The organism is Terriglobus sp. (assembly GCF_965201105.1).
In the GTDB taxonomy this organism is placed as follows: domain Bacteria; phylum Acidobacteriota; class Terriglobia; order Terriglobales; family Acidobacteriaceae; genus Terriglobus.
The window spans coordinates 3,750,456-3,762,491 of the sequence record NZ_OZ241741.1 but is presented as its reverse complement, the minus strand read 5'-3'; the positions used below and the strand labels follow the sequence as shown (position 1 = coordinate 3,762,491).

Below are 12,036 nucleotides of genomic sequence, written 5' to 3'. Positions count from 1 at the left end.
GTGAGTGCCTTTGTTGCGCTCTTCTTCGCCCCGACAGGAACAGGTGCGGGCCGCCGCGTGAACGCGCGCAGGATCATCGCGGCGGACACCCGTTCGAGCACAAAGAAGAGTCAATCCAGTCAAAGCTCACGTTCCTGGCACCAGGAAGCATCGAATCAGTTGCACACAGGGGCTGCGCAAAAGACGCTTCATGGGGACGGGCTGGTTATAACCGACACGCAACACAAATGTCATGACCGCTTGCGGCCTGAGAAGCGCCAAAATGCGCCGCCCCCGTATCAATCTCGATCTCCGGAACCGACCACGCTCAAACGCCGCAACCCCTGCAGAACCACGAACCACGAACCACGAACCACGAACCACGAAACCCTGACCCCTGACCCCTGACCCCTGACGTACACTAACCCCAGCCCCCTATGAGCTGGTTCAAGCGGCAAGACAGCCCCATCGCGCCTGATTCCCACTCGCCCGACGAGCGTTCTGTTCGCACCGAGGGCCTTTGGATCAAGTGCCCCAGCTGCGGCAAGGCCATCTTTCGCGCCCAGTTGGAAGAAACGCAGCAAACCTGCCCCGACTGCGGCCATCACTTCAAGCTCGACGCCCGCACCCGCATCGCCGCCCTGCTCGAGCCCGGCTACCAACTGGTCGACCTCGAACTCCGCTCCACCGACCCGCTCGACTTCTCTGACCTGAAGCCCTACAAGCGCCGCCTCGCCGAAGCCCAGAAGAAAACCGGCCTCAACGACGCCATCGTCAACGCCACCGGCAAGCTCGGCGAGCACGACATCGTCATCTCCGCCATGGAGTACGGCTTCATCGGCGGGTCCATGGGCGCCGTGGTGGGCGAAACCATCGCCCGCGCCGTCGACCGCGCCCGCGAGTCGCGCCATCCGCTCCTCATCATCTCCGCCTCCGGCGGTGCCCGCATGATGGAGGGCATCGTCTCCCTCATGCAGCTCGCCAAGGTGTCCGCCGCACTCGGCCGCCTCGCCGACGCCCGCGTTCCCTACATCAGCCTCATGACCGACCCCACCACCGGCGGCGTCACCGCATCCTTTGCCATGCTCGGCGACCTCAACATCGCCGAACCCGGAGCCCTCATCGGCTTCGCCGGCCCCCGCGTCATCGAGCAGACCATCCGCCAAAAGCTCCCTGAAGGCTTCCAGCGCTCCGAGTTCCTGCTCGACCACGGCTTCCTCGATGCCGTCGTCCCCCGCCGCGACCTCAAACCCTGGCTCATCCAGGCCTTCACCTGGCTCAGCACCCCCGCAGGAAGCAGGGGCCTTCAGGCCCCTGAACAAACCCCACCGACAAAGAGGCTTTAGCCCCGACGCTCCACCACAACGGAATCGTGCATCGAACCGTTGACATGCTGCTATAGGCATGTCAGTCTTCAGATGAAATGTTGCCTCTCAGGCAACATAAACCCCTCCGCCGCTCGAACGGCGAAGGGGTGTTAGATGACAGGCAATTCTACTGCAATAATGCCAGCAGAATTGCCATCTTCGCGAGCAGAAAGAGAATCGCTTCTCCTGGTACCTGCATCACGAATCTGCGGTAGCGAACCCGAAAGGGTTGCACTCCACATCACCACCTCTCATACGAGATCACTCCGGGGCTGCTACCCCGGAGTGTTTCGCTTTTCAGGGCGAAATTTGTCCTCACGGTGGCGGCCCTGAGCGTCGAGCTCGTATCGAGGCAAGTCCATCATCACACGGCGTAGGCTCATCCCGCATGAGACTTTCTATGTACTCTGCCCTATGGGGATAAGGTTCGAAGTTCCCCGTTTTCAACCTCATAGGCGGCTCGTCGGAGAGTCGGCCATACGTGCTTCGACCTAATTCACAGCCGCATGGCGTGGCCTTGAGCGAGCCGATCTCCGCAGGTCTTTACTTCCGAGCCCACCCATTCCCATTCCGGAACGCCACCTGAAGCTACCTGTAGGCCCACGCCCACCCACCTCCGTCCATTCGGCGTAAGCTTTTCCCGCACGGCTTCACGTTCGCCCTTACAACTTTTGCACCACCCACAGCCCCGTCCACCGGCGCAACCAAACGGGTACACACGGGTCTAACCCCGCGTACGGTCCCCGGCAGCTCTGCATCTCTTACGTTTCAGGACAGCGACACCTTATGAACACGTTCCGCCGTAGTGCCTCCGCCTTTCTGCTGGCCAGCTGCGCCGCCGGCCCCATGCTCCACGCCGCCGCGCTTCCCAACCGGCTCAGCCGCAACGCCGCCCAGACCGCGCCACAGGCCATCGAGCAAAGCGTCTCACCTCGCGTCCGGACCAGCACCAGGCTCGGTCACTTGAACGGCGAAACCCGCATCGAGTCCATGTCGCTGGTGCTTTCGCCCTCGGCCGCCCAGTCCGCCGCGCTCGACCAGTTGCTCGCCGACCAGCAGAACCCGGCCTCGCCCCGCTACCACCAGTGGCTCACCCCCACTGAGTTCGGCGCACAGTTCGGCGTCTCCGACAGCGATCTCCAGGTCCTGCAGAACTGGCTCACGGGCCAGGGTTTCCAGGTGGATCAGGTTGCTCCCAGCCGCAACCGCATCACCTTCAGCGGTACTTCCTCCACAGTCGAGACCGCCTTTCACACCGAGCTCGACACCTTTCACCGCGGCGACCAGACCTTTTTCGAAAACAGCACCGCGCCCCAGATTCCGGCCGCCCTGCAAACCGTCGTCGGTTCCATCACCGGCCTGTCCAGCTTCCGCCAGCGCCCGGCCCTGCGCCGGGTGCCCACGTCCGGCACTCTGTCCGGCACCCTCGCCGGCCAGCGGCCGCAATCCACCTCCGCCAGCGGCAGCCATTACATCGCGCCCTTCGACTTCCGCCAGATCTACAACGCCAACGGCCTGTTCAACTCCGGCAACACCGGCGCCGGCATCAAGATTGCCGTCCTCGGCCAGTCCGCCGTTGACCTGAACCAGCTCACCTATTTCCAGCAACTCACCGGCCAAACACCCAAGGCGCCCACCGTCGTGCTCGTACCCGGCACCGGCGCGTCCACCGCCTACCAGGGCGACGAAACCGAGTCCGAAGCCGATCTGGAGTACGCCGGCGGCGTCGCCCCCGGTGCCTCCATCCTCTTCGTCTACGTCGGTAACTCCACTACCTTCAACAACGGCCAGGGCGCCTCCGTGGCCGATGCCCTGAACTACGCCATCGTGAACAACCTCGCGCCCATCCTCACCTACAGCTATGGCGGCTGCGAAATTGAGAACACCTCCTCTGCCCTCCAGGGGCAGGAAAACTACTTCCGCCAGGCCAACGCTCAGGGTCAGACCATCGTCGTCGCCTCCGGCGATACCGGCGCCGCCGGCTGCGAAGATCCCGGCGTGACCACCGCCTACGACGGCCTGCAGACCAGCTATCCGGCAAGCTCCGCCTACGTCACCGCCATCGGCGGCACGTCCTTCAACGACACAGCCAACGCCGCCTCCTACTGGAGCAGCACCAACAACGCCCAGTACGGCTCCGCCATCGGCTACATTCCTGAAACCGTCTGGAACGAGAACTCCACCAGCCCCTTGTCCGCCAGTGGCGGCGGCCCCAGTCACGTTTTCGCCAAGCCAAACTGGCAGGCCGGCACCGGTGTTCCCGCCGACAACGCGCGCGACATCCCCGACATCAGCTTCAGCGCCGCCGGCCACGACGCCTATCTCATCTGCACCAGCGATACCAGCTACGTCAATGGCACCTCCACCGCCCAGTGCACCGCGACCGCCTTCGGTATCGGCAAGGTCTCCGGAACATCGCTGCCCACGCCCGCCTTTGCCGGCGCGCTCGCCATGGTGCTCAACGCCAACAACAAAACCAGCCTCGGCAACATCAATCCGCTGCTCTACAGCCTGTTCAGCACCAGCCCCGCACTCTTCCACGACGTCACCACCGGCAACAACATCGACCCCTGCGTCGCCGGCACCCTCGGCTGCGTCAACGGTTCAGAAGGCTACAACGCCACCGCCGGCTACGACCTCGCCACCGGCCTCGGCTCGCTCGACATCGGCGCCTTCAGCAGCAACGTCGCGGCTCTGTCCGCGGCAACTATCAAAAACACTGCGCTCACGCTCTCGCTCGTGGGTGCGAACGTAACCACCATCGACGTGAATGCGAATCTGACCGGCGTCTCTGGAACATCGCCGACGGGCACGCTCACCTTTACGCTCGACGGCGGAACGCCCCAGGCTCAGGGCCTCAACCAGGGCTCCTACAGCGCCACCGGAATCTTCCTGGTCAACGGCAACTACAGCGTCGGCAACCATACCTTGGTCGCGCAATACAGTGGCGACGCGAACTATAACCCGGCAACGGCGACCATTAACTTCACCGTTTACTCGCAATCGGGCGCAATCACGCTGGCCGCGACTCCCTCCACCGTCACCATCAACAGCAGCACCGCTCACACCGGCACCTGGACCCTGAACACCACGTCAACCAACGGCTACACGGGCATCGTCATCTACGGCGTAAACCCCGCCACCGGTACGTCCCTGCCTGCCCGGGGCTGCTTCCTCGGCCAGGCTGACGCCAGTCCCAGCCCGAACGCGACCGTCAGCACGACCATCACGTACTCCTACAGCTCGGCGGACTGCTCCAGCAGCAACGTCATCAAGGTGTTTGGAGACACACGCACCGCGGCCAACAGCGCACCGTCTCCGCAAAGTGAGCACAACCTCCCGCTGCTCGCCATCAGCTTTACCGGCCTGCTCGGCTCTGCATTCCTGCGCAGGCGTCAGCGGTGGATGACTGGCCTGCTCGCCCTCGCCGCGGTGGCCGGCACTGCTGGTCTCTCCGGTTGCGGCTCGGGGTCCACTCCTCTGCCTTCTGGCACCACGGGCAGCGGCACCACCTCGACCGCGCCAAAAGGCACCTACAACCTCGTCTTCTCGGCGCAGGACTCCACGCGCTCCGGCATCGCAACTTCCACGGCGGTGACGCTCGTCATCCAGTAACTTTGGGTTCCAAAGCGCCAACCATAAAGGCCCCGCAACCCGGGGCCTTTTCATTCAGCACTCCCAACCGGACAACACACACCGCTACGGTGCCCCCGTCCCATCCGTCGCCTTGCCCCGCCGCCCGCTCGTCTTGCTCGTCACCCTGCGCAGCACCAACTCCTGCAGCGTATTGTTCACGCAATCTCCCACAATGCCCAGCAACCCGTTCTCCACCGTCAGGCTCCCTCCCTCCCGGTCCTCTTTCGCGGCGTACAGGTTGCTGATCGCGCCCGTGCCGAAGTCGCCAAGCAGCCCCGAATAATTCACCTGCGTCTTGCCGTTATCGCCCCGCGTCACAAACGCCCGGCTCACCGCGTACCAAAGTCTTGATTTGGTCGAGCCCGTGCCGCGATAAAAGTAGCGAGGGTCCTGCCGGAAGATCGACGGCAAAATTGCCCCTCCCAAAAACGTCCCCGTAACCTCATCGCCCAGGTTCGCGCCAAATCGCCGGCCATACCCCGCCGCGCCCTGGCCGTATCCCGGCAGGCTGTTGCTCGCCTGCTGAACACCCGCCACCACCGCCGCCAGTCCAACGTTCGCCGGGTCGGCCGCATTGTGCAGCGCCAGCCCGAACTTCTGCCGCGCATGCAGCGGCTCCGCCGACCACTGGTAGCTCACAAAGAAGTTCGGAAACACGCTCAAGAGGCGCTGCTGCTCCTGCAAGCCCACCTGTGCCTGCGCGATCTCCATCCGCGTCGCAATCACGTTCACCGACGCATTGGCTCCCGCCAGCCGCAGCGTCACATCCTTCTGCAACACCTCGCCAGCATCCAGCATCTCGCCGCCCAGCGCAGCAGGCGAGAACCCCGGCATCGTCACCGACAGCACGAATTGCCCGCATGGCACGTTGTCCATCAGGTAATCGCCATCATCGTCGGCCGTTGCCGTGCGCTCGCGAACCTTGCCCTCGCCCAGCAGCGTCAACGACGCACCCGGCACAATACCGCCGTCCGCGCCGCGCACCTTGCCCTCCAACGTGCAGGAACCCGCGGCCTGCTGTACCGCTGGCGCCTCCGGCAGCGCGGACAGCCCAGGACCTCGCGCCTGCCCTTGGGCAGCACTACAAAGTCCGCTCGTCGTCACCGACAGCCCCGCCGTCACAGCACATCGCCACACCGGCCCGCACTGCTGAAGAAAGCGCCTCATGACCCCGTGCTCTCTCCGACGGAACCGGCCGAGGAAAGTTTCCACCCCGCCAATAACTTCTGTCGCAACACGAACGCCCCGCTGCTTCTCACAGCCAGCCCTTGGCCCGCGCCATCCGCGCCGCCTCGATCCGGTTCGCCGCCCCCAGCTTGCTGATCGCCTCCGACAGGTAGTTCCGCACCGTTCCCTCGCTCAGCCGCAGCGACTTCGCCAGCTCCGCCGTCGCCTCGCCTTCGCCCGCCCTCCGCAGAATCTCGCGCTCCCGGTCCGTCAGCGGATCCGGCTCCGCGTTCCAGATCTCCGCAGCCAGGTCCGGGTCGACCACACGCATCCCGCGATGCACCCGTCGCACCGCGTCCGCCAGCTCCGCGCTCGGCCGGTCCTTCAACAGGTACCCCGACGCCCCCGCCTCCAGCGCCCGCCGCAAATATCCCGGCCTCGCAAACGTGGTCACAATCACCACCCGCGTCTCCGGGTACAGCTCCCGCACCCGCGCCGCCAGCTCCAGCCCCGTCATCTCCGGCATCTCGATATCGGTCACCACCACATCCGGCCGCGCCTTCGCCATCGCCCGGAACGCCTCCTGCCCATTGCTCACCGACCCCACGACCTCAATGTCCGTCTCAATGCCCAAAAGCGCCGCCAGCGCCCCGCGCACCATCCCCTGATCCTCCGCCAGCAACACCTTAATCTTGCTCATGCCAGAACTCTCGACCTGCTCCCTAAACTGTCGTAACCCGTATTTTTGCCATTCGACCGAAGCCCGCACAGCCCTGCAAAAACCTCGTCATCTCGACCGGAGCCAGGAGTGTCCTGCCAAAACTTTGTCATTTCGACCGAAGCACCTCACAGCTTCACCGTGAGGTGCGCAGTGGAGAAACCTGCATTTTGCTCCCGCCCTGAACGCTTCCCCACCCGTCGAGGAGAACCTCTTTAGGCGAACGCCTTCGCTCGCGAAGCTTCCACCATCACGTTCGCCGTCACAGACCTAACCTTCAACTCAATCAGTACAGCGGTCCCACGCGGCTTTGCGCTCGCTATCTCCACCGACCCGCCCGTCTGCCGCACCCGCTCCCGCATCCCGCGCAGACCATTGCCCTCGCAGCTGCCGCAACCCACGCCATCATCCTCCAGCCGCATCTTCAGCGAGGTTCCATCCACTTCCACCCGCAGCGTCGCCGCCGTCGCCTTCGCATGCCGCACAATGTTCGTCACGCCCTCGCGTAGCGCCAGGCACAGCACATTTGCCTGCGCGGGTTCCAGCTGTACCGGCTCCATGCTCACCGTCAGCTGCACTCCCGCCGCGGCCAGCGTCCGCCGAGCCCGCTGCACCTCCGCCGCTATTCCTTCGCTGCGATACCCGCTCACCGCCTCGCGCACCTCGGCCAGCGCCTGGCGCGCCGTCTGCTCCACCTCCTGCATCTCCTGCGCCGCGCGCCCCGCATCAATCGGCAAGAGCCGGTTCGCCAGCTCGCTCTTGATCGCGATCACCGTCAGCGTGTGCCCCAGTAGATCGTGCAGGTCCCGCGCAATCCGCTCCCGCTCCGCCACCTGCGCCAGGTGCTCAATCTCGTCGTTCGCCTGCCGCAACTGGTAGCTCGCCCGCGCCTGCCGCGTGTACGCGAAGTTGCTAAACCCCACCACCAGCGAAAAGAAAACCGCCATCAGCGCCGTCCACCATTGCAGGTGAAACAGCCACGCCTCCAACACAACACCGATCGACTGCGCCACCAGAAACGTCACATACGTCCGCATGCTCGTCGTCATGAACGCCAGGATCACGACCGGGTACACAAACATGCCGCATGCGCTCTGGTTGAACGGGTAATACCCGAACGCCATCGCCACCATCTGTCCCAGCAGAATGCGCTGCATCCGGCCTTCTGTATTCGGGATCAGGAAGTACAGGCTCAGGAACCCGGCATACACCAGACCAAACCACAGCCACTTCTCCCACGAGTGCTCATACATCGGCTGAATGATCCAGAAGCCCGTGTACAGCAGCGACACATACCGCATCATCCGCGCCGAGCCAGACGAATTCTTCCAGAACTCCGTCCCGTTTCCCCGCGTCACCGCAGCTGCCTGACCCGACGCCACCGTCTCCATGCAGCCATTGTGCACCGCAACCGCATCACCTGCACCGCGCTCAATTCACCTCCCGCGCATGACACCTGTCATGACTCACGGTACTAACCGCAACTTGTCATTTCGACCGGAGCACGCACAGCTTCACCGTCCGGCGTAGTGGACTTCGTGCTTGCCCCGAAACCCGCATTTGAAAAGCCCGCACCAGACCCCGTTCTTCCACCACCCTCCCAACCATGTGGAAACCGAGGAACTCCCGCCTTTTACTCACCCACACCCGCTCACCTGTGCAACAACCACACCGCAAAACACCACACCAACAGCCCCAACGGCCCACTTTCCCCGCCACCGCCACTCAACTTCCAGCGGCGGATCGCGAAACCCTGTGGAAACCGTGCATCCCGCGTTCCGCTTTCCCCCACGCCTGCCCATGTACCCACACCTTCCTCTACGGCCTGCACCGCATTTAGAAATCTGCGCACACACCCAACCCGCACCCCAGCAGCAACTTGCCCCGGCTTTCCACTTTTTCGCCCACAACGGTGACTACTACGGGATATCTATCTCTAAGAAGTTCCAATTCTTAGAAACGGTCCTCGCAAAGCTGCAAACCATCGCCTCACCCGCCCGAACCACACCCAGAAGTCACTAGCCGCATCTTCCACCAGCGACCCCGCTTTTCCGCATGCCCGAAGCAGCTACCATGAACCTCAACAGCGGCATTTCAACCGCCACGGTGAGAGTGATAGCCTTGCTCACACCAGCCACTGCCTAAACTCGACAGGACGAGCAACCCTCGCCTTCCGAGCACCACCGGAGATCCGCACCATGTCCACCTTCGCCACGCCGCCAGCTGAGGACACCACCATGAGCACCGCTTCTACCTCGCTCCCGCCCGTCGGCCCTCTCGACATCACCGTCTCCCGCGCCGACCTCCTGCGCGAACTCACTGCCGCCCAGTCCGTCGTCGAGCGCAAGACCACCATCCCCATCCTGTCGAACTTCCTCTTCGAGGCCGCGGACGACCGCCTCACCATCACCGCCACCGACCTCGACCAGTCGCTGCGCACCTCGTGCCCCGCGAAGATCAAGAAACCCGGCGCCTGCACCGTCCCCGCACGCAAGCTCTACGACTACATCCGCCTCCTGCCCGAAAGCGAAATTTCCATCAAGCTCCAGGACAACCACTGGGTCCAGATCCGCTCCGGCCGCTCCAACACCAAGATGGTCGGCATGGCACGCGCCAACTTTCCCCAGGTCCCCGAATTCCCGACTGCCGCCGCGACAAAGATTGCCGCCAGCGCCCTGCGCTCCATGGTCTCCAAGACCATCTTCGCCATCTCGTCAGAGGAATCGCGCTACACCCTCAACGGCGCCCTTCTCGTCCTGAAGCCCGAGAGCATGGCCATGGTCGCGACAGATGGTCACCGCTTGGCCCACATCGAGCGCCTCGGCGAGTCCCTCTCCGGCGTCACCGGCGAAAAGAAGACCCTCATCCCGCGCAAGGCCCTCGGCGAACTGCAAAGCCTTCTCGCCAACACCACCGCGGCCGACGAGTCCGCCGACTTCCTCGAGTTCGCCGACGACGACACCACCCTCTTCTTCCGCATGGGCGGCCGCGTCCTCACCAGCCGCAAGCTCACCGGCCAGTTCCCCAACTACGAAGCCGTCCTGCCCCGCGACAACAACAAATTCGTCATCGTCCGCACAGAGGACCTGATGGGCGCCCTGCAGCGCGTCGCCCAGTTCGCCGACGAGCGCTCCGGAGCCATCAAGATCCGCCTCGAACAGAACGAGCTCCGCATCTCCTCACAGTCCACCGACTCCGGCGAGTCCGAGGACATCATCGAGACCCCCTACAACTACGACCCGCTCATGGTCGGCTTCAACTCGCAGTACCTCATCGACTTCCTCAAAGCCGTCGGCAACACCCCCGAAGTCCGCCTCGAATTCAAAGACTCCCAATCCGCCGGCCAAATGCGCCCCGAAGACGGCAACGAAGACCAGAAATACCGCTACATCCTCATGCCCATGCGCATCTGACCCGCATCCAGTGGGACCAAACACAAAGCGGTGGCGTAAGCCACCGCTTTCGATTGATCGTTTCGCCGTCTGCGCGGCCCGGCAATCTGCCATCGACCTCCGGTAAACAAACACGTCAGGAACCGTTGAATCGAACTTGCAATCGCTTTTCTTGTCCCCGGCGCGTCCGTTGATTAGGGCACTTTCTGGCCCGTGTACCTTGGTGTTGCGAGCGGACGAGCCAACTTCGGCCGTTGCCGGAGGCTTCATGTCCAAAAAGATCGCGGTACCGGCACTCTGCCTGAGTTTTGCGCTGGTCTCCTGCGGAGGCACGTCGTCGACAGTTCCGTCGAATCCAGTTGCGCCCACACTCCCGCCGCCGCCAACTGTTTTTACCATCCAGCCCTCTTCCGGGAGCCCCGTTCTAACGGCGGCGCAGCGATCTGCCTTGAACTTCCAGTATGGTCCGCCTGACGGCACCATCGGCGTGCTCCTGAACGGCGGCATTTACACGTTCTTCATGGCGGCCCGTAGCTCCTCCTCCTGCACCGGCACACCGGCCGTGCAGGGCACCTATCGTTTCAGCGGTTCGCTCTCCTCCATCACCGCGCCTTATCCCTGCTCGGCGCAGGTCACGCCCAGCGCCAACGGCGACCCGAACGGCTACACCTTCGACCAGGACTATGCAGGCGGAGGTCCGGTTCTCGCCGTCACCAGCGCCACGGGTGCGTCAGGCCTCCTGCATATCTACCACGGGGAAGCGCACGGAGGCACCTGCGGTACCACCGGTCACTGCACCTACGCCTCACTCGGCATGGCTTTCTCGCAGAACGGCGGTGCCACCTTCTCCAAGATCGGTGAGATCGTGCAGCCTTACCTCACGCGCTCCGCCATACTTGGCACGAACCAGAATCTCGATATCGGCGGCGGAACCCTGGTGATCGCCGACGGCACCGGCGCACACATCGCAAACCTCGCGACGGCCGATCCTTCCAACATGTACCTGTACGTCTTCTACTCGGATCGCGATCCTTCCGCGGCGACGGGCAGCGCCTGCAACCAGACGCCCTGCATCGCACTGGCCCGCGCGCCTTTGGCCACCGTGGTTGCTGACGCGTTCGCAGGCAACACCGCCGCCTTTCCGGGCCTGTTCAGGAAGTTCTACAACGGTGGGTTCACAGAGCCAGCCACCAGCGGCGATCCCAACGCGGCCACCAACTCGGGCCACTACACTCCGGTCATCGCCACCCCCGGCAGCTTTTCTTCGGTGCTCTACGACGCGAGCACCCAGCAGTACCTGATCGCCTACACCACCGGCAACAACGCGATTTCCCTCCAGCATGGACCGACACTTCTCTCTTGGTCCGGACCCATCACATCGGGCGCCATCTCCGACGGCACAAACACCATCCTCTATCCCACCCTGGTCGGCGAAGGCACCGACCCGGCCACCGGCAATGGGGACCCATGGCTGTTCTATATCGACGCCACGGCTTGGCCCAGTTGGCCCTCAGCAACGCTGGTCAGCCGCCGCCTGCAATTGACCTATAAGTAGAGTCAGGCCGAGTAAACCTCAGGTCGAGGTCCGCTTTGCCTGCCTGGACAGGGTTACGCTCCGCTGTTCTGCGCGGCCTGCTCGATCACCCAACGCGGCCCCGAACAAGGGTCAGATCTCCCGCGGAAAATCGGCTTTCTCCCTAGCGTTCCTGAAGATACCTACGGACCGTACCTCTGTGGGGAACAGAAGTGCGCTTGTTCCTGCCGATTCGAGTCGACC

General features: G+C 63.7%; 7 protein-coding genes. 4 read left to right on the top strand and 3 right to left on the bottom strand.

Going from position 1 to position 12,036, the window contains the following annotated elements; all coding sequences use genetic code 11:
• Positions 1-416: 416 nt before the first annotated feature.
• A complete protein-coding gene (gene accD / locus ACOFKT_RS16535) occupies positions 417-1,325 on the top strand; it encodes an acetyl-CoA carboxylase, carboxyltransferase subunit beta (RefSeq protein WP_419805084.1) in 909 nt (302 codons plus the stop codon).
• A gap of 807 nt (positions 1,326-2,132) precedes the next feature.
• A complete protein-coding gene (locus tag ACOFKT_RS16530) occupies positions 2,133-4,961 on the top strand; it encodes a protease pro-enzyme activation domain-containing protein (RefSeq protein WP_419805083.1) in 2,829 nt (942 codons plus the stop codon).
• Positions 4,962-5,045: 84 nt separating this feature from the next.
• On the opposite strand, the gene ACOFKT_RS16525 is transcribed toward ACOFKT_RS16530, so the two are convergent.
• The 3 genes from ACOFKT_RS16525 to ACOFKT_RS16515 all read right to left on the bottom strand — a co-directional run bounded on the left by ACOFKT_RS16525 (position 5,046) and on the right by ACOFKT_RS16515 (position 8,258).
• On the bottom strand, positions 5,046-6,149 hold the full coding sequence (locus tag ACOFKT_RS16525; RefSeq protein ID WP_419805082.1) for a carboxypeptidase-like regulatory domain-containing protein: 1,104 nt from the start codon (positions 6,147-6,149) through the stop codon (positions 5,046-5,048).
• A gap of 88 nt (positions 6,150-6,237) precedes the next feature.
• On the bottom strand, positions 6,238-6,849 hold the full coding sequence (locus ACOFKT_RS16520) for a response regulator transcription factor (RefSeq protein WP_419805081.1): 612 nt from the start codon (positions 6,847-6,849) through the stop codon (positions 6,238-6,240).
• Between the two features lie 233 nt (positions 6,850-7,082).
• Positions 7,083-8,258, bottom strand: coding sequence for a sensor histidine kinase (locus ACOFKT_RS16515; protein ID WP_419805080.1), 1,176 nt, complete (start codon positions 8,256-8,258; stop codon positions 7,083-7,085).
• An 807-nt stretch (positions 8,259-9,065) separates the two neighbouring features.
• Between ACOFKT_RS16515 and dnaN the strand changes: the two genes are divergently transcribed.
• Both dnaN and ACOFKT_RS16505 read left to right on the top strand, forming a co-directional pair.
• On the top strand, positions 9,066-10,280 hold the full coding sequence (gene dnaN / locus ACOFKT_RS16510) for a DNA polymerase III subunit beta (RefSeq protein ID WP_419805079.1): 1,215 nt from the start codon (positions 9,066-9,068) through the stop codon (positions 10,278-10,280).
• Between the two features lie 247 nt (positions 10,281-10,527).
• Positions 10,528-11,814 carry a hypothetical protein gene (locus tag ACOFKT_RS16505; protein ID WP_419805078.1) on the top strand — a complete coding sequence of 429 codons (1,287 nt, stop codon included), beginning with the start codon at positions 10,528-10,530 and terminating at the stop codon, positions 11,812-11,814.
• The last annotated feature ends 222 nt before the right edge of the window (positions 11,815-12,036 follow it).

Bases quoted from the DNA above. Each gene is read 5' to 3' on its own strand.
- ACOFKT_RS16520 (WP_419805081.1), bottom strand. From the start codon at position 6,849: ATGAGCAAGATTAAGGTGTTGCTGGCGGAGGATCAGGGGATGGTGCGC.
- ACOFKT_RS16525 (WP_419805082.1), bottom strand. From the start codon at position 6,149: ATGAGGCGCTTTCTTCAGCAGTGCGGGCCGGTGTGGCGATGTGCTGTG.
- ACOFKT_RS16515 (WP_419805080.1), bottom strand. From the start codon at position 8,258: ATGGAGACGGTGGCGTCGGGTCAGGCAGCTGCGGTGACGCGGGGAAAC.
- ACOFKT_RS16530 (WP_419805083.1), top strand. From the start codon at position 2,133: ATGAACACGTTCCGCCGTAGTGCCTCCGCCTTTCTGCTGGCCAGCTGC.
- accD (WP_419805084.1), top strand. From the start codon at position 417: ATGAGCTGGTTCAAGCGGCAAGACAGCCCCATCGCGCCTGATTCCCAC.
- dnaN (WP_419805079.1), top strand. From the start codon at position 9,066: ATGTCCACCTTCGCCACGCCGCCAGCTGAGGACACCACCATGAGCACC.
- ACOFKT_RS16505 (WP_419805078.1), top strand. From the start codon at position 10,528: ATGTCCAAAAAGATCGCGGTACCGGCACTCTGCCTGAGTTTTGCGCTG.